Source organism: Methylobacterium sp. Leaf88 (assembly GCF_001422795.1).
GTDB lineage: Bacteria > Pseudomonadota > Alphaproteobacteria > Rhizobiales > Beijerinckiaceae > Methylobacterium.
Genome location: NZ_LMMK01000007.1, coordinates 212,676 through 235,486, shown reverse-complemented (window position 1 = coordinate 235,486; position 22,811 = coordinate 212,676). Strand labels below are relative to the sequence as shown.

The 22,811-nt window shown below is 67.2% G+C and carries 19 protein-coding genes; 7 read left to right on the top strand and 12 right to left on the bottom strand.

What is annotated here, in order from left to right; genetic code table 11:
* Nucleotides 1-27 precede the first annotated feature (27 nt).
* The 4 genes from ASF20_RS05385 to ASF20_RS05370 form a co-directional block, all read right to left on the bottom strand.
* On the bottom strand, nt 28-1,491 hold the full coding sequence (locus tag ASF20_RS05385) for a Do family serine endopeptidase (RefSeq protein ID WP_056271721.1): 1,464 nt from the start codon (nt 1,489-1,491) through the stop codon (nt 28-30).
* A 119-nt stretch (nt 1,492-1,610) separates the two neighbouring features.
* Complete coding sequence (locus ASF20_RS05380; RefSeq protein ID WP_056271720.1) at nt 1,611-2,294, bottom strand: hypothetical protein; 684 nt, start codon at nt 2,292-2,294, stop codon at nt 1,611-1,613.
* A 221-nt stretch (nt 2,295-2,515) separates the two neighbouring features.
* Complete coding sequence (locus ASF20_RS05375) at nt 2,516-2,878, bottom strand: phasin (RefSeq protein ID WP_056271717.1); 363 nt, start codon at nt 2,876-2,878, stop codon at nt 2,516-2,518.
* 127 nt (nt 2,879-3,005) lie between these two features.
* Nucleotides 3,006-4,259 carry a glycosyltransferase gene (locus ASF20_RS05370; protein WP_056271714.1) on the bottom strand — a complete coding sequence of 418 codons (1,254 nt, stop codon included), beginning with the start codon at nt 4,257-4,259 and terminating at the stop codon, nt 3,006-3,008.
* Nucleotides 4,260-4,401: 142 nt separating this feature from the next.
* Between ASF20_RS05370 and ASF20_RS05365 the strand changes: the two genes are divergently transcribed.
* Both ASF20_RS05365 and ASF20_RS05360 read left to right on the top strand, forming a co-directional pair.
* Nucleotides 4,402-5,676: a glycosyltransferase family 4 protein gene (locus ASF20_RS05365; RefSeq protein WP_056271711.1), complete on the top strand. Its 1,275-nt coding sequence runs from the start codon at nt 4,402-4,404 to the stop codon at nt 5,674-5,676.
* Between the two features lie 212 nt (nt 5,677-5,888).
* Entirely contained in the window at nt 5,889-6,071 is a 183-nt protein-coding gene (locus ASF20_RS05360; RefSeq protein ID WP_056221130.1) for a hypothetical protein, read from the top strand.
* 84 nt (nt 6,072-6,155) lie between these two features.
* Here the strand turns inward: ASF20_RS05360 and ASF20_RS05355 are convergent, their stop codons facing one another.
* Nucleotides 6,156-7,838, bottom strand: a complete 1,683-nt coding sequence (locus ASF20_RS05355) for an acyl-CoA dehydrogenase family protein (protein ID WP_056271708.1) — start codon at nt 7,836-7,838, stop codon at nt 6,156-6,158.
* Between the two features lie 213 nt (nt 7,839-8,051).
* The gene (locus ASF20_RS05350) at nt 8,052-8,924 is read right to left on the bottom strand and encodes a DMT family transporter (RefSeq protein WP_056271826.1); all 873 of its coding nucleotides are present in this window, start codon (nt 8,922-8,924) and stop codon (nt 8,052-8,054) included.
* A gap of 140 nt (nt 8,925-9,064) precedes the next feature.
* Here ASF20_RS05350 and ASF20_RS05345 point away from each other — a divergent pair, with 140 nt between their 5' ends.
* Nucleotides 9,065-9,949: a YihY/virulence factor BrkB family protein gene (locus ASF20_RS05345; protein ID WP_056271704.1), complete on the top strand. Its 885-nt coding sequence runs from the start codon at nt 9,065-9,067 to the stop codon at nt 9,947-9,949.
* 133 nt (nt 9,950-10,082) lie between these two features.
* Nucleotides 10,083-10,907 (top strand): transglutaminase family protein, encoded by an 825-nt coding sequence (locus ASF20_RS05340; protein WP_056271701.1) that lies wholly within the window; start codon nt 10,083-10,085, stop codon nt 10,905-10,907.
* 170 nt (nt 10,908-11,077) lie between these two features.
* On the opposite strand, the gene ASF20_RS05335 is transcribed toward ASF20_RS05340, so the two are convergent.
* Nucleotides 11,078-12,853 (bottom strand): glucan ABC transporter ATP-binding protein/ permease, encoded by a 1,776-nt coding sequence (locus ASF20_RS05335; RefSeq protein ID WP_056271699.1) that lies wholly within the window; start codon nt 12,851-12,853, stop codon nt 11,078-11,080.
* A 248-nt stretch (nt 12,854-13,101) separates the two neighbouring features.
* Between ASF20_RS05335 and ASF20_RS05330 the strand changes: the two genes are divergently transcribed.
* Together ASF20_RS05330 and ASF20_RS05325 are read left to right on the top strand one after the other, a co-directional pair.
* Entirely contained in the window at nt 13,102-13,875 is a 774-nt protein-coding gene (locus tag ASF20_RS05330; RefSeq protein ID WP_056221112.1) for a MotA/TolQ/ExbB proton channel family protein, read from the top strand.
* Between the two features lie 33 nt (nt 13,876-13,908).
* On the top strand, nt 13,909-14,742 hold the full coding sequence (locus ASF20_RS05325; RefSeq protein WP_056271697.1) for a flagellar motor protein MotB: 834 nt from the start codon (nt 13,909-13,911) through the stop codon (nt 14,740-14,742).
* A 199-nt stretch (nt 14,743-14,941) separates the two neighbouring features.
* On the opposite strand, the gene ASF20_RS05320 is transcribed toward ASF20_RS05325, so the two are convergent.
* Both ASF20_RS05320 and ASF20_RS05315 read right to left on the bottom strand, forming a co-directional pair.
* Nucleotides 14,942-15,412 carry a CAP domain-containing protein gene (locus tag ASF20_RS05320; protein WP_056271694.1) on the bottom strand — a complete coding sequence of 157 codons (471 nt, stop codon included), beginning with the start codon at nt 15,410-15,412 and terminating at the stop codon, nt 14,942-14,944.
* Nucleotides 15,413-15,472: 60 nt separating this feature from the next.
* A complete protein-coding gene (locus tag ASF20_RS05315) occupies nt 15,473-18,145 on the bottom strand; it encodes a DUF3772 domain-containing protein (protein WP_082501182.1) in 2,673 nt (890 codons plus the stop codon).
* Between the two features lie 576 nt (nt 18,146-18,721).
* On the opposite strand from ASF20_RS05315, the gene ASF20_RS05310 reads away from it, so the two are divergent.
* Entirely contained in the window at nt 18,722-19,270 is a 549-nt protein-coding gene (locus tag ASF20_RS05310; protein WP_055950293.1) for an HNH endonuclease, read from the top strand.
* A gap of 347 nt (nt 19,271-19,617) precedes the next feature.
* On the opposite strand, the gene ASF20_RS05305 is transcribed toward ASF20_RS05310, so the two are convergent.
* The 3 genes from ASF20_RS05305 to ASF20_RS05295 form a co-directional block, all read right to left on the bottom strand.
* Nucleotides 19,618-20,538, bottom strand: coding sequence for an outer membrane beta-barrel protein (locus ASF20_RS05305; RefSeq protein ID WP_056271691.1), 921 nt, complete (start codon nt 20,536-20,538; stop codon nt 19,618-19,620).
* 148 nt (nt 20,539-20,686) lie between these two features.
* Entirely contained in the window at nt 20,687-21,532 is an 846-nt protein-coding gene (locus tag ASF20_RS05300; protein ID WP_200927188.1) for an outer membrane beta-barrel protein, read from the bottom strand.
* 256 nt (nt 21,533-21,788) lie between these two features.
* Nucleotides 21,789-22,658 (bottom strand): outer membrane beta-barrel protein, encoded by an 870-nt coding sequence (locus tag ASF20_RS05295; RefSeq protein WP_056271689.1) that lies wholly within the window; start codon nt 22,656-22,658, stop codon nt 21,789-21,791.
* Between the last annotated feature and the right edge of the window lie 153 nt (nt 22,659-22,811).

The following is a 22,811-nucleotide window of genomic DNA, read 5'->3' as shown; positions in this document are numbered from 1 at the left end:
TCGCGGCCTCCCCTGCCGGCTGGGCCATCAGCCCCCGAACATCGAGGTCATGACCTCGCCGCCGCGGTTGATCGAGACCTCCCACATGTTGAGGCTGTTGCGGGTGATCCGTTCCAGGTCCTTGGTGGTGGCGATCGGCATGCCGTTGATGGCGACGATCATGTCGCCCTTCTGCAGGCCTGCGCGCGCGGCGACCGAGCCTTCGTCGATGCTGGCCACCGCGACTCCGTCGGACGGGAAGTCGGCCTGAAGCTCCTCCGCCACGGCCGGGGACGTGTTCACCAGGGTCGCGCCCAGGAAGGGCGAGCGGGTGCGCACCTTGAGGGTGTCGCGCGGACGCGTCTCCGGTGCGGGGCCGAGCTTCACCGCCACGGTCGAGCGCCCGGTGCCGCGCAGGATGCCGAACTGGGTCTGGCCGGTGAGTCCCTTCAGGGCGAAGCGGTAGCCGAAGGCTTCCGGGTCGTCGACGCTCTTGCCGTCCACCGTGAGGATGAGGTCGCCGCGCTTGAGGCCGGCCTCCTCCGCCGGACTCTTGGCCTGAAGGCTCGCCACCAGCACGCCGGTGGGATGATCCAGGCCCATGCTCTCGGCGATGTCGGGCGTCACGCTCTGCACGCGGGCGCCGAGCCAGGGACGCCGCACGGCGCTCGCCCCGCCCTTGGCGGTCTCCACCACGGCGCGGACCATGCTGGCGGGGATGGCGAAGCCGATGCCGTGGCTGCCGCCCGATTGCGAGTAGATCGCGGTGTTGATCCCGACCAGTTGGCCCTGGAGGTTGACCAGGGCGCCGCCCGAATTGCCGGGATTGATGGCCGCATCGGTCTGGATGAAGAACTGGTAGTCGGAGGAGCCGACCTGCGTGCGCGCCAGCGCCGAGACGATGCCCTGCGTCACCGTCTGCCCGACCCCGAACGGGTTGCCGATCGCCATCACGAAGTCGCCGACTTCGAGGGACTCGGAGTCGCCGAACGCCATCGGGCTCAGCCCGCCGGACGGGCTCTTGATCTTGACCACGGCGAGATCGGTGCGGGGGTCGCGCAGCACGATGGTGGCTTCGAATTCGCGCCGATCGGCGAGCGCGATGCGCACCTCGTTCATGTTCTCGATGACGTGGTTGTTGGTGATGACGAGGCCGGATTCGTCGACGATCACGCCGGAGCCGAGGGACTTCTGGGCGCGTTCGCCCGGCGCGCCCCCGCGCCCGCGTCCCGCCCCGTTGTCACCGAAGAAGCGCCGCATGAACTCGTCCATGGCGCTGCGGCTCTGACCCCGCGTGTCCACGTGCGAGGCATAGACGTTCACCACGGAGGGGGCGGCCCGCTTCACCACCGGGGCGAAGGACAGTTGCACCTGGCCCTTGGCGAGGGGCACCACCTTCTCCGGCGCCCCCGGCTCGGGGACCGCCGGCGACTTCATCATCTGTGCCGTGGCGGGCGCGGCGGCGAGCGTCGCGGTCAGCAGCGGGACGAGCAGAAGGGACGTGCGCGGCATGGGAACTCCCGGGACGAGGGCGCGGCGGCCCTGCCCCGGTCTGGGACGGCGCCGCGACGGATTCCCGGATATCTAGACGCGTCGAGCCGCCGGCGCGAGGGGCGCCGGAGCCGGATCTTTCAGCGCCGGCCGATCGTGCCGGTGAAGCGGCTCGCCCGCTTGGCGAGGGCCGCGAAGCAGCTCAGCGACGCGTCGGCGGCGCGCTGCATCTCGGTGACCTGGAGGCGGATGGCATCGGCCGGGGTCTTGGCGCCCGAGAGAGCCTGCCAGTGGGCCACCGCCGCGGCGCCCTCGCCGCGAAGATAGGTGAGCACGGTGGTGTTCACCTCGCCGAGTTCACCCATCACCTCGGAGATCCGCGGCGACTTTGCGAGGTCCGCGATTTTGCCGAAGGAAGCCTGGGAGCCTTCGAGGACGGACCGCGCCGCCGGCAGGGGCTCGGCCATGGTCGCGGGCAGGGTCTGAGCGATGGTCTCCACGGCGTCGGTCGCGACTTCGACGGTGTCGGTCGCGACTTCGACGGCGTCGGCCGCGGCCTGGACCGTCTCCCGCCCGCCTTCGCCCGGTGCCGCCGTCTCTTCCGGGACCACGGTGAGATCCTCGACGCGTTCGGAGGTCTCGGTCGTCGCGGTGGCGGACTCGGTCACGACCGGGACCGGCGTGCCGTCGCTTCCGGCTGCCGCCGCCAGAGCGTCCGGGGACACGCCTTCGAGGAGCGCGTCATGGAGGTTCGGCGCATGGTCCGACCCCGATGGATCGTTCGGGTCACCCATCTCGACGGCTTGCACGGTGTCGATGTTCATCGGTCCATCCTCCTGGCTGCCGGCGGTCTGCGGAAGCGCTCCGGCTCGGTCCTGCGCTTTGGAGGGGGGTCTGCGCCGTCTTGCCATGGCTTCTGTCTCCTTGCCGCTTCGAGGGGAAGAATAACCCGAAACGGCGGGATGTCTGCGGGGCGCCGCGCGGGCGGGCGGCACCCCGAGGCGCTGAAGGGGGCCGGCCGCGCGTTTCGGGCCTCCGGCCGGGTTCAGGCGGAGGGGCGCAGGGTGTTCTGAGCCAGGGCGCCCAGATCCTTGGCCTGGGCCTGCAGGGTGGCGATCTGGCTGCGGATGAATTCGCCCTGCAACGCCATCGCCTCGCGGACGTCGCGGGTCCGGACCAGCTTCTGGGCGAAGTCGAAGGTCGCGGCGGCATTTTCCTGAGCCTGGTCGAGACCCTTCGCAACGACGGTCTGCATCGACTCCTGCACCGACTTCGACGTCGTCTGCATCTGCTCGGCCGTCTTGACCGCGGTGCCGATGAAGGTGCTCACGGCGGTGCGGGCCTGATCGACGCTCTTCTCGGCGAAGGCGCGCATCTCGGCGGGGATTTCGAAGGTCTGACCGGTCATCTCGCTGCTCTCCAGGCTGCACCGACTCGTTCGATGCATCGCGGGAAATCTATGTTGCGATGCAACATGAACGTCAAGATCATCGGTCCGGAAAGATGCAGAATTTTGCCAACTTTCTGCGCCGCCTTCAAGCCGCCGAGGCAGCCGCGTCCGCGGGCAGCCGTTCGACGGCCCGGGTTGCGAGAATGCGTTCGTAGACCGCGATCAACGCATCGGTATGAACCCCCAGCGCCATCGGGCTCGCCCAGTAGCGGGCATGCGCGGCGGCGCCGAGGCTGGCCGTGCGTGCGTCGTCGTGGAGCGTCGCGGCCGCCCGGGCCCAGGCCTCGGGCTCCGGCGAAACGGAATAACCGTTCACCCCGTCGAGGATCTTCTCGGACGCTCCGGATCGGTTCGACGCCATCACCGGGATGCCGTTGGCCAAGGCCTCGTAGACCGTCAGGGGCCCGGTCTCGTACCAGCGGGACGGCGCGGCGATCGCCCGGGCCCGGCGGCGCAGGAGCGACCAGACCGCGTCCGGCGCCTGCCAGCCCACGAGCTCGACCCCGGGGCGCGCACGAAGCTCGTTCTCCAGGGGACCGGTGCCGACGAACAGGGCCGGAAGCCCGGCGGCCCGCGCGGCGTCCGCCACGAGGTCGACGCCCTTCTCACGGGTCAGGCGGCCGACATAGGCCAGCGCATCGCCCCGTGCCGGATCGGCCGGCACCTGCTTCGTGACGCGCACCGGATTGTCCACCCGGTGATGGGTGACCGCCAGACCCTGCAGGAGCGTACCCATCCGCGCCACGCTCGCGTCGCAGACATGGATGACGTCGAGGCGCTGCCGCTTCAGGGCCGCGCGCAGGGAGACCGAGCGCCCGACGCGCACCAGCTTGTGGAGCCGGCTCCGGCCGTCGCAGGGCGCTGCGAGGCAGGCGGCCGAGAGAGGCTTCAGAGCACAGGGCTCGGCCTGATCGAAGCGGTAATAGACCCCGTTCGGGCAGGCCAGGAAGTAGTCGTGCAGGGTCGTCACGACCGGGAGACCGCGCGCGAACAGCGCCGGGAAGACGCTGGGCGACAGGCTGCGCGTCCATTGGTGCAGATGGATCAGGTCCGGCCGCACCGGTAGCGCGTCGAGGGCGGCGCCGAGACGGGCGGCGGCCTCCGCGTCCCAGAGCCCGTTGAGCGCGGCGCGATGCGCCGGACGCTGCCAGATGTCCGTGTTGCCCAGCCCGATCCGGCGGATGCGGGGATGGTCGAGGAGGTCATCCACCGGCCCGTCGATGGCCTGGATGTAGGTCACGTCGAGTCCGGCCTCGGCGAGGCCCCGTGCCGATTCGACGGCCACCTTCTCGGCACCGCCGCTCGCCACCGCGAATTCCGCCAACACGACGATCTGCATGGGAGGTCCGAGACTGTGCCGATGCCTGAGGAATTCGCAGCGGACGACCCGACGACCACCGCAAGAACCGAGATTTACCGGAGATCAACGTACGTTCGGTAAAGATCGGGGAAGACCTCGTCGTTGGCCGGGACAGTTCACCATGCACCTCGTCCTTGTCGTGGACCACGCCTTCATCAACGGCGGACAGGCCAAGGTGGCCCTGGATGCCGGCCTCGGGCTGCGTGCCCGCGGCCACAGCGTCACGGTGTTCGCCGCCGTCGGCCCCGCCGACCCTCGCCTGGAGGCGGCCGGCATCCGCGTGGTCTGCCTCGGCCAGGACGACATCGGCACGACCCGGAACAAGCTCGCCTTCGCCGCACAGGCGATCTGGAACCGTCCGGCCGCCCGGCGCCTGGCGGAGGAACTGCGCGGTCTCGACCCGCGCGACACCGTGGTCCACGTCCACGCCTTCGCCAAGGCGCTCTCGCCCTCGATCGGGCGCAGCCTCGCGGCGTCCGGACTTGCGCTGCTCTATACGATGCACGAGTTCTTCCTCGTGTGCCCGAACGGCGGCTTCTACGAGTATCCGGCCGCCCGGATCTGCCACCGCACGCCGATGTCCCCGGGCTGCCTGACCACGAACTGCGACGCCCGCAGCTACCCGCGCAAGCTGCTGCGGGTGGTGCGCCACCTCGCTCTCGAGCACGTGGCCGGCCTGAAGGCGCTGTTCCCGCACATCGTCACCCTCAGCGCCCTGCAGGAACGGGTCGTCGCCCCGCATCTGCCGAGCGCGACCCGCTTCCACAGGGTCGACAACCCGATCGCGGTGGCCAACGCGCCCCTCCGCTCCGGGGCGCCGGGCGATTTCCTCTTCGTCGGGCGCATCTCCACCGAGAAGGGGGCGCCGATCTTCGCCGAGGCGGCCCGCCGCGCCGGCGTTCGCCCGGTCTTCGTCGGGGACGGGCCGGCTCGCGCCGACCTCGCGGCGCGCTATCCCGAGGCCGTGATGCTGGGCTGGCGCGACGAGGCCGGCGTCCAGGCCCTGATGCGGCAGGCCCGCGCCCTCGTCTTTCCGAGCGTCTGGTACGAGGGCCAGCCCCTCACGGTCTACGAGGCCCTCGCCTGCGGCGCGCCGGTGATCGTCAGCGACGCCTGTGCCGGCCGGGAGGCGGTGGAGGACGGCGAGACCGGCTTCTGGTTCCGCTCCGGCGACCCGGACTCGCTCGCCGCGCATCTCGTGCGACTCTCCGACGACGGCCTCGCCGAGCGCATGAGCCGGGCGGCCTACGAGCGCTACTGGGCGGCACCCCTCACGTCGGACGCGCATCTCGACCGGCTCACGCAGGTCTATGACTTCGTCCTGCGCGAGGCCCGAACCGCGGGCGCGCCGGCCGGCCGCGTCGCCACGCGCTCTCAGCTTCCGGCCGTATCCTGAGACAGCGGCCGAGATCCATCGACCGCGATGGACTGGCCCGATGCGGGATGTCTCAGACCCGGGTGGGCGTTCTGGCCGGCCTGTCGACCCTTGGGTGGACCGATCCGGTCATCGGGCCCGGATCCCCCTATGGAAACCCCACGCGCGCCCGGCGTTGTTTCGGACGACGTGCCGAGGAAGGCGCTGAATCCCCGAACCGAAGGAGTGCCCGCATGGCCGATCACCAGAAGACACCGGAGAGCGACACGATCTCCACCACGGGCCAGGCCGCCCCGAAGGGGTCGGACAAGAACCGCCCCGAGAACCAGAAGGGCGAACTCGACGCGCGCCTCGACGAGGCGCTGGAGGAAACCTTCCCGTCGAGCGATCCCGTCTCGGTGAAGGTCACCAAGTAGCGCGACCTCGACGACACCCTCTGTGAATACCGGAACGCCGGGGCGATCGGATTTCCCTGGCGTTCTGGCGTCGGCTTGTGCGGCTCAGGCGGCTTCGAGCAGGCGGCGGGCGATGACCTGGGCCTGGATCTCGGCGGCACCCTCGAAGATCGAGAGGATGCGGGCGTCGCAGAGCACGCGGCTCACGGCGTATTCGAGCGCAAAGCCGTTGCCGCCATGGATCTGCAGAGCGTTGTCGGCCGCCGCCCAGGCCACGCGGGCGCCCAGAAGCTTGGCCATGCCGGCCTCGAGATCGCAGCGCTTGCCCTCGTCCTTCTCGCGAGCCGAGAAATACGTCAGCTGGCGGGCGATGTTGATCTCCACGGCCATCATGGCGATCTTGTCGGCCACGCGGGGGAAGTTGATCAGAGCCTTGCCGAACTGCACCCGGTCCTCGGCGTAGCGCAGACCAAGGTCGAGGGCGTTCTGCGCCACGCCGATGGCGCGAGCCGCCGTCTGGATGCGCGCGGATTCAAAGGTCTGCATGAGCTGGGCGAAGCCCTTGCCCTCGACCTCGCCGAGGAGGTTGCCGGCAGGGACCTCGAAGTTGTCGAAGGCGAGTTCGTACTCCTTCATGCCGCGGTAGCCGAGCACATGGATCTCGCCACCGGACAAGCCCTGGACCGGGAACGGCTCGGCGTCGGTGCCGCGCGGCTTCTCGGCGATGAGGAGCGACAGACCCTTGTGGCCCTTCTCCTCTGGCTTGGTGCGCACGAGACAGGTCATGATGTCGGCGCGCACGGGGTGCGTGATCCAGGTCTTGTTGCCCGAGATCTTCCAGACGTCGCCGTCCTTGACCGCCTTGGTGCGCAGGCTCGCGAGATCGGAGCCCGTGTTCGGCTCGGTGAACACGGCGGTCGGCAGGGTGTCGCCCGAGGCGATGCCGGGCAGGAAGCGATGCTTCTGCTCTTCGGTGCCGCCGCACAGGATCAGCTCGGCGGCGATCTCCGAGCGGGTGCCGAGGGAGCCGACGCCGATATAGGCGCGCGACAACTCCTCGGAGACCACGCACATGGAGATCTTCGGCAGGCCCATGCCGCCGTACTCCTCCGGGATCGTCAGGCCGAAGACGCCGAGCTCGGCCATCTTGGTGACGATCTCCATCGGGATGTAGGCGTTCTGGCTGTGCCACTCGTGCGCGTGCGGCACGACCTCGGCGAGGCCGAAGCGACGCATCTCGGAGCGGATCGCCTCCATGTCCTCGTCGAGACCGGACTTGCCGATGGTGGCCGAGCCGCCGTTGTCACGGATCCGGGCCACGAGGGCAGCCCGGTTCTCGGGGGTGTTACCCTCGGCGATCAGGGTCTCCACCGCTTCGGTGCGGAACTTAGCGACCTCGCGCGCGCCAAGGCCGAGGGAGCCTGTCGGCCGCACCATCTCGCCCTGGCTCATCGGAATGCCCGAGAACATCTGGTCGAGGTACTCGCCGAGACCGATCCGGACGAGGAGGCTCTCGGTCTCGCCGAACTCTCCACTCTCCGTCAGACGCTGCGCGTACGCGCCGAGCTCACGCACGCCCTCGGCATAGGTCGCGATCCAGGCGAGACCATGCGTGGCGTGCTGCTGGGTCTCCATCTTCTCGGCCGAGATCTTGCCCTCGTCCGACAGGATCGTGGTGCGCACCCGCCGGGTCGCCTCGGCGACGAGGGCTTTGGCGGCCTCGGCCGCCTCGCGGGCCAGGGTCACGAGGTCCTGCGGTTCGGTCGAGACGACGGGAGAGGCTGACATGGCAAACTCGCTGGCAAAGGAACGATACTTTGCAGTCCATTATAGGCAGGTTCGTCGCCCCTGTAGAGGCGTCTCGCCGCACTGCGGCACTATCCCGCCTGAATTCATTATCCGTGGGCGTGAAAAACCCTGATTTCTCTTTGCTAACCAAGGGATGATGAATTTTATTGAGACGCCTCTCAAAGAAAAAGTCACCGCCTCACCGGCGGGGGCTCATCCGCGACTGGCCAGAGCGACACCGAGGGTGGCGATGGCCATGCCACTCATCTGGACCGGCGCGAGCGACTCTTCGAACAGGAGGTACGCCATGACAGCCGAGACCGGCGGTACCAGGAACAACAGCGACGCGACACCCGCCACGGCGCCGCGCTTAATCAGCATCAGAAGCAGGAGGATGCCACCGACGGAGTTGACGAGGACCGACCAGGCAAGGCCGAGCCAGAGGGGCGTGGAAGCATCGAATCCACCCGTTCCGAACAGGAGGGCGATTGGAACGGCAAGGAGTACGGCGCCCGCGAACTGAATGGCGGCATTGCTGAGGAGATCCGCACCAGCCCCATGTCGCTTCTGCCAGAGGGTTCCGCCGGTCATCGCCACCATCGCGAAGAGGCAAGCAGTCAGGGCCGGAACCGGGATGCCGGCAGGATCCGAGGCGCCGATCTTCGGTGCCAGGACGAGAAGCGCACCGGAAAAGCCGATGCCGATACCGAGCCAGCGCCGCCGGCTCACGGACTCCCCAAGGACGCGACCTGCCAGGCTCGCGGTCAACAGGGGCTGCAGGCTGCCAACGAGGGCAGCGATGCCGGACGGCAAGCCATGCTGCACCGACCAGAACACGCCGATGACGTAAACCCCCTGCATCAGCACGCCGGCGAACGCGGCATGGAGCCAGCCGGTGCGACCGCGCGGCCAGCGGGCTCGGAGCAGGAGCGCCAGGGTCGCCAGCACCAGCGCGACGGCAACGACCCGGATCGCCACGAAGGTGAAGGCCTCGGCATGGGGAGCCACGAAGCGGGCCGCGACGAAGCCCGTCGCCCAGATCAGAACGAACAGGGCGGGGACGAGGAACGGAGCGGGCGCGGGCATGATGGCGGCCACGCATCACAGGGTCGCGATAAATTCAAGCAGGTAGGGCGCCGCCTCGCGCACGGCACGTTGCGCGAACCGGTCGCGTGACGTTTAGAAGACACGCCCGCCTGCCCCGTTCGAGGACGAACCCCCGCCCCGTGAGACGTCTCCGCAAACCTTTCGAGATCGCAGGCGTCGCCGCCCAGCGTTTCGTCGCCCATGACGGCTGGGCCATCGCCAGCCACATCGCCCTCTCGAGTCTGACCGCGCTGTTTCCGTTTCTGATCCTGCTCGCCGCCCTGGCTGGTCTGTTCGGCACGAAGTCGCTCGCCGACGAGGCCAGCGTCCTCATCTTCGATGCCTGGCCGCGCGAAGTGGCCAAGCCCATCGTCAATGAGGTGCACCGGGTGCTGACCGAGCAGCGCGGAGGCGTGCTGACCCTGGGTGCCTTGCTGGCGCTTTACTTCTCCTCCTCTGGGGTCGAGAGCCTGCGGGTCGGGTTGAACCGTGCCTACGGCCTGCGCGAGGTACGGCCCTGGTGGCTGACGCGTCTCGAATCCATCGGCTATGTTGTCTGCGGCGCCTTCGCCATGCTGGCCTTCGCCCTCTTGGTGGTGCTTGGCCCCCTGATCTGGCGCAAAGTCATCAACGTGGCGCCGGGGCTCGAGCCCCTCAGCCTGACCGTCGCGATCGGACGGATCGGAATCACGGCCTTCCTGCTCCTCACCGTACTCGTGATCGCTCATAAGTTTGTCGCGACAGGGCGCCGCTCCGTCCTGGCGGTGGTCCCCGGAATCGCAGTGACCTTGCTGCTGTGGTTCCTGGCCGGCCTCGGTTTCGGCTACTACCTCGACCGCTTCTCCAACGCCTACGCCTCCACTTATGGCGGCCTCGCCACCGCGATGGTGTTCCTGGTCTTCCTGTATTGGCTGGCCGCGATGTTCCTGTTCGGTGGCGAGATCAATGGCACCGTCATTGCAGCGCGACGCGTGCGGCTTCAGGCGCGGATGCAGGAGAAGCAGGCCCGGGCTCGGGGGCTCTGAGTCTGTACTGCTTCATCTGCGCGCAGGGCGCGCGATGACATCCGCCTGTGACCCTGGCGGCCTAGTGTCCCGGTTCGGGCACGGGCAGTGATGGCGTAAGCGGCGGCGCGGCGGCCGGCCCGGGGGAGCTTCGATGCGGATCAGGTTCGGTTGCGAGATGGGCTATGATTTTCCGCAGCCGACGCCCGTCATCGCCCGCCTGAACTCCTATCCGGTGAACGGCTTGGCTGCCGTACCGCCGGACGTGCTCACCCTCGATCCACCGCTGCCCCTCCGCACCTTCCGTGATGTCTTCGGCAATCGGACCGTGCGCTTCATGGCTCCCGCCGGTGCCCTGACCCTGAGCGTGCATGCGGAGACGGAGGATGACGGCGCCCTCGATCCGGTGGTGCTGGAAGCCGAGGAGCACGCGGTCGAGGATCTGCCGGAAGAGGCGCTGCCGTTCCTCGTAGCGAGCCGCTACTGCGAATCCGATCTCCTCTCGAGCGAGGCCTGGCGGCTGTTCGGGGACCTCGAGCCCGGCTGGTCGCGGGTGCAGGCGATCTGCGACTACGTCCACGGACACATCACCTTCGGCTATGGGTATGCCCACGTCGACCGCACCGCTGCCGATGCCTTCGCAAGTCGGCGCGGCGTGTGTCGCGACTATGCTCACCTGTTCGTCGCCTTCTGCCGGGCCCTGAATATCCCAACCCGCTACTGCACCGGCTATCTCAGCTTCATCGGCGAGCCCGAGCCGCATGCCCCGGGGGACTTCGCCGCCTGGACGGAGGTCTATCTCGGTGGCGCCTGGCACGTCTTCGACCCGCGCAACAATGCTCCGCGCCGAGGCCGGATCCTGGTGGCCCGTGGGCGCGATGCGGCGGACGTGCCCCTGACCCATACCTTCGGACCGAACCGCCTGACGAAGTTCCGGGTTTGGGCGGAGGACGGTGCGACGTCCGCCGCGGCGGATTGATCGCCTGCACCTGAAGACGCCGCATCGAGTGGGACGCGGATACCGTTCAGACGCAAGCGCAGCGTGAAGCCATAACTTTCAGGGTGCCGTCTAAGTCCTTGGCAAGACAACCAAAAGCCCTCGTCCAAGAACCGGCGAGGGCTTTTGGTTGTCGATTTGCGCTGCGCGGATCACGCCGCGAGCGGCATGCCTTGCGGCTCGGACCCCGCCATGAACTGGGCTCGCGCGAGATCGGCGAAGCGTCCGTTCTGAGCGACGAGCTCGTCGAAGCTGCCCGATTCGACGATCCGGCCCTCATGAAAGACGAGGATGCGGTCGGCGTTACGGATCGTCGCTAGGCGGTGGGCGATGACGAAGGTGGTGCGACCTTCCATCACGGCCTCCAGGGCACCCTGCAGCTTGCGCTCAGTGGTGGCATCGAGGGCCGAGGTGGCTTCGTCGAGGATCAGCACCGGCGGGTTCTTGAGGAGCGCGCGGGCGATGGAGAGGCGCTGGCGCTCGCCGCCGGAGAGCGAGCGTCCGCGCTCGCCGATCACCGTATCGAGGCCGTCGGCTTGGCGGGCCATGAACTCGGTGGCCTGGGCCCGCTCCAGGGCGTCGAGCATCTCGGCATCGGTGGCGTCCGGGCGGCCGACCTGCAGGTTCTCGCGGATCGAGCGGGCGAACAGCATCGGCTCCTGGAACACAACACCGATGTTGTGGCGCAGGCTGGACAGTCCGATGTCGCGGATATCGCTGCCGTCGATGCGGATGGCGCCGTGGTCCGGGTCGAAGGCGCGGTGCAGAAGGCCGAGCGTGGTCGACTTGCCCGAACCGGTGGTGCCGACCAGGGCGATCGTCTCGCCGGCCCGGGCTGTGAAGGAAACATCTTCCAATGCCTTGCGGCGAGCGTTGTACGAGAAGCCGACGCCTTCAAAAGCGACCTCACCGTCGAAGCGCGTGACGTGCTGGGCACCCGGACGGTCGTGGACCGCTGGTGTGGTGTCCAGGATTTCGAAGAACTCGTCGATCTTGGGCATCTGCTGGAACAGGCCGTTGATGCAGGTCGCAACCTGGTCGAGGCGCGAGACCAGCATGGTCGCGAGGCTCATGAAGGCCACGACCTCGCCGACGCTCGCCTGACCGTGCTGGTGCAGGGCGATGCCGGTGATGAAGATCGCCGTCATGGTCAGGGTCGCGGAGGCGCGGGTGGCAACGTTGGCGAGCGCCCACCAGGACAGAACCGGGATCTGCGCGGCGAGCAGGTTGCGGATGATGTCGTGCATCGCGTCCTTCTCGGCCTTGGCACGGGTAAAGGATTGGATGACGGCGACGTTACCCAGCGCGTCCGAAGCGTGCTCGGCCAGGCCCGACTGGTAGGCCTCGACCCGGCCCTGCAGGGTCTCGGTACGACGCATGACCATCGTGGTCAGGGTCGTGAAGGCCAGCACGAGCACAACCAGGATCGAGCCGAGCTGCCAGTTCACGAACAGGGTCATCGGCAGGAGGACGATCAGGGAGACGAAGGCCACGAAGTGATCGCGGAAAAAGCCGAGCCAGAGCCAGAACATGCCGTTTGAGCCCTCCAGCATCGCCTTCAGGACGCGACCGGAATGGTTCGAGGAGTGGAAGGCGAGCGGCAGCTCGAGCACGTGCTCGAAGTAGTTGGCCATGGCGGTCAAACGGTTGCGGTGGGCCAGCCGGTCCGCGTGCAGGGCGATCGTCACGCCGGCCGCGATGGTGAACAGGCCGAAGGCCACCCAGGCACCAATCAGGGGCGCCAGCGTCGTGAAGGCATTGGTGCTGCTCTTGAGGTGGGTGAGCTGGTCGATGATGCGGCCCATGAGAAGCGGCTCGGCGAACGCCGCCACCGCCAGGGCCACATTGGCGCAGGCCAGGACCGCCGCCAGACGGCGGTCGGAGCCCAGAAGACCCATGACCCGTACGTAAAGACGAACCAACGACATGATACCGTGTGCTCCGATCCCTGACCGGGTTGCGCGAACGCGTCCCGGCGGAGGCCGCCAAATCCTTGGCGTTGCGTGCCTTATGCGGAGCGCTCCCTGAACGGTGCATGACGCGAACCCCTCGGGTTTGGCCAGAGTCCGGCGGTGTTTTTTACGGTTCGTTCAACCTGAATCCGTAACGGTGGGGACGGCGCCTCGTCGTGCGGCGCCAACGCGGCATGCGGGCAGCCGCTCAGGCTCGAGTGATCATGGATCTCGCAACCGGTATCGGCCTCGTCGGCGGCTTCGCCGTCGTCTTCGTCCTGATCATGATCGACGGCGGCAACTTTGCCGCCTATTTCGACAAGCACGCCGTCATCGTCATCTTTGGCGGCGCCACCGCCGCGACGATGATGCGCTTCCCCTTCTCGACGATGATGCACGGGCTCCCGATGGGCCTGCGCTACGCCTTCTCGATGCGCGCCATCAAGCCACGCGACCTCATCGAGGAGATCACCAAGATAGCCGACGTGGTGCGGAAGTCCGGCCCGATGGCCTTGGAAAACATGGAGATCTCCGATCCCTTCCTGGCCCAAGGGGCACGCTACATCGCTGATGGTTATGACCGCGAGTTCATCCGGGACACCATGGAGCGCGACCGCGACAACTTCCTCATGCACCTCGACGAAGGCTCGAAGATCTACCGCGCCTTCGGCGACTGCGCCCCGGCCTGGGGCATGATCGGAACCATCCTCGGCATGGTGACGATGTTCGCCAACATGTCGGACCCCTCGAAGCTGGGCCCGGCTATGGCGACTGCCCTCCTCGCCACCCTCTACGGCGCCCTGATCGCCAACATGATCACCCTGCCGCTCGCCGACAAACTCCACGTGAAGCTGGAGGAGGAAGATGTGTCGCGCTCGCTTATCATCGACGGCATCCTGCTCATCCGCGACGCCAAGAGCTCCTCCCTGGTGCGCGAGATGCTCATCGCCTACCTCCCGCACAACCACCGCGACGAACTCGTGGCCGAGCCGGCGTGATGGCGCGCACCCGCATCACGCGCGACGGCGCCGATGGCTAAAAAGAAGCGCGGCGGCGCGCATGGCGGCCACGGCTGGTTCGTGACCTTCGCCGACCTGATGGCGCTTCTCATGAGCTTCTTCGTGATGATCGCCGCCTATTCGACCCAGGACCAGAAGAAGATGCAGGCGGTGGCCGGCTCCATGCGCGACGCGTTCGGCGTCAACAAGGAGTCGCGCTTTGCTGGCATCATCGAGAAGGACGGCCTCGCCCACGCCGACAAGGTCAAGTACAAGCGCGACATTCCCCCTGACCTTGCCTCCGATCACACCACCCCGCCCGCGGTCGACGGCAACGTTGACGAGGGTATGCCGGACAAGGGCTACCCGGACGGCGCCGGTCTCGCGGCAGCGAGCCTGCGTCAGGCGTTGCAGGACATGCCCGAGGTCGCCGAGCTATCGAAGAACATCATCGTCGCCCCCTCGCAACGCGGGATCGACGTGTCGATCGTCGACCAGGATGGCGCCTCGATGTTTCCCGATGGATCGAGTCGGCCCAATGCCCGTACCCGACGCCTCTTGGAGCGGATCGCCGGGACCTTGCGCAAGATGCCTAATCGCATCGCCATCACGGGCTACACTGCGACGGAGAGACCCGGAACGCGACTTCTCGCTCCGCCTTGGGAGCTTTCGGCCAATCGCGCGATCAGCGTGCGCGAGATACTGGCCGGCAGCGGCGTACCCGATGACCGTTTCGCATCCGTGACCGGGAAAGCCGATACGGAGCCGCTGTTTCCGGACAATCCCTACCTCCCGGCCAATCGCCGGGTGACGGTGACGCTCCTCAGCGAAACGTCACCGACGCCTCGCATGAAGAACTTTCCCTGAGCCGCCGAGCCTGCGCCTCGTGCACCGTCCGGCCTGACGGCTGGCTCGATCGAGAGGCGTCATCGGCAACGGAAAAGTTTTTCTCGCCCAGCCATCCGGGGAGGCCTCCCTCCCCCCACCCCCCGGAAAACGCGCTCGCAGTCTGACGTCCGGTGGCTGTGCCAGCTTCCGGCCGGGACAGGCTATCCCTGGATAAAGCCTACTGTGCCAATAGGAGGGCCCAATAGACCTTGTACTTCGATCCTGGTGCGTAGGCGGTGGCGATGCCCATACGCTGCACACCGGGCGCAAGCATCGCTGCATTGTGTGCCGGACTATCGCGCCACCCGGAGAACGCCTCGGCCAAGGTGTGATACCCGGCCGACAGGTTGGCCTCTGCTGACTCGAAGCCGAGCCGCTCGACGGCATTCTTGACGGTCTGAGCCCGGCTCGGTCGATCGGCGGCGGCCATGGATGCCGCCTCCGCCTCCGCCAGCTTCTGCAATTCAAGATCAAGGCGCAGGGGCCCTGCGCCGTTTCGCGCGCGGTAGGCCGAGATCATGTCACGTGCAGTCGCCGTATCGACCTGCGCCGACTGCGTCGTCATCGGCCAGTAGAGGCTGGGAAGCGTAGAATTTACAGGCTCCGGGGTAGCGCAGCCGGTGAGCAGAGCCAGACCGCCGGCCATCATGCCGGCTCCGAAAATTAGTACCGTCCTCCGCCCCACGCCTCGTTCTCCCTACGCACCGTGTCAGCTCCCCGCGCGCCGCCTCCCCGCCTCCGCGGAGCGCATCGGCTCGGCCTCGTCGAGCCGGTCCTCAACGCGCTGCGGCGCGGTTTGGTCTCCGGAGCGTTGCGGTTGGGCGAACGCGCTGGCGATCTGCCCTACGGCGCTCTGGAAAGAATCCAAGCCTTGCACCGTGACCACGCTGGACCCCGGCCCGAGGGCAGGGATCATTCCAGCCTGCGACAAGGTCTGAAAGACCGTAAGGTTCAAATCGTTCTGCACTTTCAGGCCAAGACTGACGTCGACGATCATGACGATCAGCTCGAATTCCAGGAAGGGATCGCCGATCTTGCGGAAGACGACGCGGGGCGGCGGTTCCTTGAGCACGTCCGGTTGGGCTTGAGCGCAGCCCATCAGGAGTTCGGCCGCGTGAACGGGGTCCTGGTTGCGCAAAACGCTGACCGTGATGCTGACGCGGCCGGTCCGATCGCCACGGACCCGGTTCTTCACAATACCGGAGATCAGGTTCGAGTTCGGCACTATCACAGCCGAGCGGTCGAAGGTCTGAATCTCGGTGGAACGCACCGAGATGCGTTTCACGATGCCTTCGCTGTCTCCGATCAGGACCTGATCGCCGACGCGGATCGGGCGCTCCCAGAGAAGAAGCAGGCCTGAGACGAAATTGTTGACGATAGATTGGAGACCGAAGCCGATACCGACCGAGAGGGCACCGGCCACGATGGTGAGTTTCTCCAGGCTCAGGCCCAGGTAGGAGAAGGCCAGCGCCAGGGTTAGTAGGAAGCCGATATAGCCCGCGATCGTCGAGATCGAATTGCGCAGGCCTGCGTCGAGGTCGGTGGCCGGCAGGTAGGTCTGTTCGAGCCAGCGCTGGATCGCCCGCGTCACCGCCATGCCGAGGAGCAGGAGACCGATGGCGAGCGCGATCGTGGAGAGCGAGATCGTGACGTCGCCGACCTTGAAGCCGAAGAAAGCGCTGCGAACCGAGCTGAACACGTCGGTCGAGTCGAGGCCCCAGGGCGCCAGGGCAAGCAGCGCGGCCACGAGGACCAGTACCACTCGCGCGAGGCCGGTCGCCAGCACGGCGATCTGATTGATCGAGCGCTTGCGCAAGCCGGTATTGGCCTGGAGCGCGGTGGCGATCTTGGTGTCATCGCAGAGCGTCCCCCCGATGAAGGTGTCGGCGCTGGAGATCAGCAGGAACAGCAGGACGAAGAGCCCCGCCGTCCAGACGAGCTGGTCGATGACGAAGGCCGCGAAGGCCACGTAGCCGACGAGGGGGGCGATGGCGATGACCACCACCGCCGCCCAGCCGAGAAGCCGCGCCGGGCCGCCGATCCCGGTGGTCGCCTCCGGCGCCACGTAGGGGCCGAAACACGCCTCCTCCTGCTCGGCCGAATCGGCGAAGCGATGCAGTCCGATGGCGAGGATCAGCGCTGTGGCAAGCGCGCCGATGCCGCGCGTGGCGATGGAGATGGGCAGCGCCGCCGAGATCCCCGAGTTCAGGGCCTCGATCGACTTGACCACTGTGATGACGATGGCGATGCCGACGGCCAGACGGGTCACCCGCGCAGCGGCGGCGTCGCTCATGGTCGCGACGCGCCAGGACGGCTTGTCGGGTGAGAGCAGCGCGTCGGCCAGGGCCTCCACGAAGGCGATGAAGGCGAGGCCACCCAGGATGGCGCCCGCCACCGGCAACAGGCGCAGGGGCAGGAGATCGGTGGCATCGAGGGCGTAATAGACCGCGTAGCTGCCGATGAACGCCGGGATGGTGCCGAGGAGGAACACGCGCCAGGCCGCGAGGAGCTTCCGGCGCTGCGAGGGGTCGACGGCCTTGGCATCTCGCCGGCCGAGGCGTGGGGCGATGTTGCGACGCCCGAAATACAGGGCGATCGAGATACCGAAGGCGATCCCGAGCAGCAGCAGGTTTCCGATGGTGCCGTTGCGGGCGAACAGAGTCGCCGTATCCTCCACAGCGCCTTGCAAGGCGCGTCCGTCGCGTGGGATGTCGGCCGCGATCCTCATCCACAGGTCGGGATTCACGAGGGCGGTCGATCGCTCGAACAGGCCGCGAGTGAAGGCCGCGCGACGGCGGTTCGAGACCTGATCGACGATCTGGTCACTCTGGACCAGGAGGGAGCGGGCAAGTCGCTGGGTCTCGTCGATCTCCGCAACGGCGTGCTCGCGCTCCGTCCGCTCGCGCGCCACGTCCTCGCCCTCCTCACCGTCCTTCGGCTTCGGACCGAGCTGTGTCAGCCGCTCGCGGGCCGCATCGAGGCGCGGGGTGGTGATGTCGATGACGTGACGGATCTTGTCCGCGATCACCTCGATGCCTTCGCGGGCGCGGGTCAGGTCGCCGCTCCCGATATTCGGTCCGGTGAGGATTTTTTCGCGCTGCTCCAAATCCGCCTTGGCGCTGTCGAGCTGGTCGCGGACGTTTTGGATCTGCTCCGAAACGGCCGGCTTCGGGGCCGCCGCTTTGGGGGCCGGCTTGCTATCTGCGGGGGCTGCTGGCGCAGGGGCCGGGGCAGCCTTCGTCGGGGCCGCGGCGGGCGGCGCCGTGGGCGTGCCCTGCCCGACTGCGCCCGCAGGAGCCAGGACGAGGACACCCAGCCAAGCGGCGATCAGTGCCGCACCTCGGGTGCCTCGGGTCGTCTGGCCTCTCGGGATACCACCCATGATGATCCTTTCGCGCTGCGCCGTCGCGCGGTTCTGGCGCGCTGTCGCGCCTCGCCTCGTCGGGCCACTGGCAACCCGCATGCCCGAACCGGACGGGTAGAACCTGCACGACTCGGAAGCACGGGGAGCGACCGGAAACCGCCCCATCGCCGAGCAATGGGGCGAAAGGCTGACGGTGCGGCAGATACAGGCAGCTGATCGGTACGGATCGCCGGTCTGTGGGCGCGACCTCGTGGAGAGCGGGGGTGACCTTCACAAGCGTGTCACGCTGATATTAGACTAAATCCCGATGGACTTGGCCTTTTCGTTCCCGTGCGAGGAGGTGGCGACGACCATCCGCGCCGATGTGCGTCGCCACGAACCGGGCGTTCCCGCCCGATGCGACGGCTTTTGGCCAATGCCTGGCTCCCCCGCCCCTCCTCGGCGCTTGTCGAGCGGCCGGGCCCTACCCCCATTTCCGCCTGTGCCACGACGCTCCGGGACGCGGAGATGTTTGATCTTTCACCAACCTGGGACGATGCGCCCACCGACCTCCGCGCGTTGTCCCTCTGTTGACCCGTCGAGAGGGTAGCGCCGATGCTGGATCTTCAAACGCTCGTACTAAATGCGGATTATCGGCCGCTCTCTTATAATCCGCTCTCCTTGTGGTGTTGGAAGGATGCCTTCACCGCGTTGTTCCTCGATCGAGTCACGCTGGTGGCCAGCTACGACGTCGAGGCTCGGTCCCCGTCTCGCTCGCTGCGCGTGCCCAGCGTCGTTGCCCTGAAGAGCTATGTGACGCTGGCACGTAGCCCGGCCTTCACCCGCTACAACATCTACCTGCGAGACACTTTTTCCTGTCAGTATTGCGGCCTGCGCCTTCCGGCGGGTGGCCTAACCTTCGACCATGTCGTGCCCCGGTCCCGCGGCGGCCTGTCGAGCTGGGAGAACGTCGTCGCGGCCTGTTCCCCCTGCAACCTGCGCAAGGCCAATCGCACCCCGGCAGAGGCGGACATGCCGCTGCTCCACGAGCCGCACCGGCCGACACGGCACGAGCTGCACCGCCGCCAGCCGGAGTTCGATCACCGGGAGTATCACCACACTTGGCTCGATTATCTCTACTGGGACACCGAGTTGGAGACCTGAGTGCGGTCAGAGCGCCTGGAAGCGCGGCGGAGGCTCATTGTAGAGCGGTAGTGCGAGAGAGCGCGGCACGCGACGGACGGGAATCAGGACGACCGGGCGTCGCGGGGCAACGTAGACCGGATCCCGGTAGGCGATGTGCGGCGGGAGGAGAGGACGCCGGTCGCCCCGGCCGGGTTCGCCGCCTGCGTGAGCGGGCGCTACTCCTACGAACGAGGCCGCAGCGCTCGCGAACAAGGCCGCGGCGCTGCCGAGTAAGATGTGGCGACGCATGAACGAACTCCCGGCGGCGGCGTGGTCGCCGCGCGGACGACCGTAAAAGAAAAGAGCGAGCGATCGCTTAAGGGCCTTCAGAATTTCACGGCGGCGCCGGCCCGCACGGTGCTGATGGCGATCCGGTTCGCGGCACTCTGCTGGAAGTCGTTGAGCATGACGTACTGATATTCGCCACGCAGGAGGATGTTGCTCGTCAGGGCGAACTCCAGGCCGCCACCAAGGACGAAGCCGCCCATGGTCTTGGTCTTGGCAGTGCGGACCACCTGGGTGGCCGGAGTTCCGGATTCCGGGTTGTTCGGGTCGAAGCCGTTCGCTGTGTAGCCGAAGTTCTTGACCGCCACGGGATTGCCCGTCGTCAGAGCTTGGTTGGCCTTGTAGGCGATCGTGTCGTAGCCGTAATCCTGAATCGCGACGGATTGCTCGGTATGGACCCGGCCGATGGCGAGGCCGCCCGTAACGTAGGGCAGGAAGTTTCCGATCGCGTAGCCGCCGCGGGCGCGAATCGTGCCGTAATCCTCGATCCGCGCGGTCGCGGCACCGGTCAACGAGACCGTCTCCAGGTAACCGTCGGATCCGACCTTGAACCGGCTGAGGCTGTCCCGCGTCGAGGCTGTCCGGTCGAACCGCGTATAGTCGGCCTCAAGGCCGATCACGGTCTCGTCGAACTGGTAGTTGAAGCCCGCGAAGGCGCCGTAGCTGGCCCCTTCCATATTGCCACCCCGGGACGCAAGCAGGCTGGAGGCGTTGAAGGTCGTTTCTGCGGTGGAGTAGCGCAAGGCGTTCGACACCAGCGGCGTGTAGGCGTTCTTGAAGCCGGCGGTCGCTGACGAGTACCCGCCGTGTCCACCGAAATAGACGCCGTTCCAGTCGATGATCTGGACTTCGGGTTCGTAGTCGGAGCCGCGCAGGATGCCGTAATCGAGGTCCGCGCCCCACGCCGGCACGACGATTCCGACAGTGAAACCGGTCAGGAGCGCGAGGGAAACGGTACGCATCGATATCGTCCTTAGGGCGTGAGCCCGATGGGTCAGATGGCTGAGCCTATGGTTCGGTTTTACTTGAGTAACCTTAACGTTCCGTTGCCCTGTCCTTCGCGGGAACGGTAAGGAGCCCGGCGGCGAGGCGCTCGCCGGGCCGGGTCCCTTATTCGTAGGGATTTCGGTTCCAGCTCGCACCGGGGAGGCTCGCCGGACCGCCAGCGAAGCGGTAGCGCAGGCCGACGCGGACCTCATGCGAGGCGAGGTCCTTCAGGCGCGAATCGAAGCCGTAGGTGTCGAGCCCTGTCTTGGCGCGGCCGAGATCGACGTAGCGATAGCTGGTGTCGAGGCTCAGGCCGGCGCCGATCTCGTAGGACACGCCGCCTGTGAGGGCCCAGGCCAAGGAAGCGACCGAGCGGCTCGGGCGCCGCACAACGTCGCGCAAGCCGGTGCCCGCATTGCCGTCGCAGGCTTCCAGGATGCAGGTCGTCTGGGTGTAGGCCTTGCCGAGATGCTTATCGGCGAAGCCGATGCCCCCGCCAATATAGGGCGTCAGGCCCCACCAGGTCCCGAGGTCGGCATAGATGTTCACCAATCCGGTGAGGACGTCGAGCTGAGCGGATTCGATGTTGTAGCCCGTCACGAAGCCCGAGCCCGACGAATAGGCGCTGTAGCGGGCGGGCATCCGCTGATCGATCGTGGCGTCCACGCGCAGCCAGTTGTTGATGCGGTAGCCGACGCCGCCGCCATAGCCGGGAACCGTCTCGAGATTCAGGCGCGTGAGGGGATTGAGGGGGCGTCCGTCGGCCGGCGCTGGGGTCGCATCATGGGGACGGGCATAATCGCTGACCGTCGCGTCGACCCGGAGGTACCACCCCTCCCCGATGGCGACCGGGGCCGGTGGCGGTGGTGGCAGGGGGCGAAGATCCGCCGCCGAGGCGGTGGGCGCCAGCCCTTGAGCAGCGAGCATCAGCCCGAAGGCCGTGACGAACCGGAACGTGGATGCGGCCATGACACTCTCGAACGCTGAACGATTTGAAGCGATCGAAGGGGCGCGCGGCACGCCTCGGATCACGCAACGCCGCACTTTAGAGCGGAACCGTTAGAGAGGACTTAACCCTAACGCTTTGTCGCAACGGGGTTTTTGATGATCGCCGACGCCCGGAAACGGACGAAGGCCGAGGACGCGGCACCCCGCGTCTTCGGCCTTCGGATCCATCCGGTCTCTGTCCCTGCTGGGGGGAGCCACCCGGCAGGGCACGCCTCCGTCAGTATTTGCGAACCAACGGGGCCGGCTCGGGCTGATACTCGGCGACTGCAGGGGCGACGATGCCACCGAGCAGCCAGCGCATGCCTATCCGGACGTCGTGGGAGGTGACCTCCTTCACCTTGTAGACCGCGCCACCGCAATCCTGGTTGATGCAGTTCACGACACCCGAGCGCGCGTCACCCAGATTGAGGTAGCGATAGCCGAGTTCCAGCTTCAAATTGGGCGTCACGCTGTAGGCGAGACCGGCCATGGCCGCCCAGGCCAGCGTGTTCGAATGTTTGTCCTTCGCGAATCCATACCCGCCGGTCGCGTTGCCGAAGCCGCGATCGTTGAATCCGGAAAAGTCGTGGAACGCAGTGCCGACGCCGCCGCCGACGAAGGGCGTCACGCCATACCAGGTGCCGAGATCGATGTAGCCGTTCGCCATTACGACGACGGACGCCAAGTTGGCCTGATACGCGTTGACCCCGCGGCACCCATCCGAGCGGCAATCCGCTCCATAGCTGTCCTGGAAGGTCAGCTTGCCGCCGCCGCGGTACTCGGCCGTGATATCGCCGTGGAAGTAAGCGCCGAACTGATAGCCGACACCGCCGCCGGCGAAGAATTGGCTTTCGATGGCCTTCTGGTCGTATCGGTACCCGTCCGGAAGCGATCCCTTCAGGACCGTGGTCGAGATGGCGCCCACGCTGGCTGCGCCAACGCCGACGTCGCCGCGCAGGTACCAGCCGCCGCCGATCTCAACGGGCGGGGGCAGCGGCTCGGGCGGCAGGGGCGGAAGCAGATCCGCCGCTTGGGCGAGGCAGGGCGCTGCCACGCTCGCAAAGAGCGTGATCGAGCGCGCCAAGGCAGACAGCTTGGTGCGGCGCATCGGATGTCCTTCAATCGACCGTGTGCCGGAAGCCTGAAATGCCGGCGGGATGACGGGGACATCATGGGATCCAAGAGTTAAATCAGATTTAACGTTAAATCTTATCCTTGCGGATGCGTTGACGGCTGTCACACAACGCTTGGTCCGTGATTA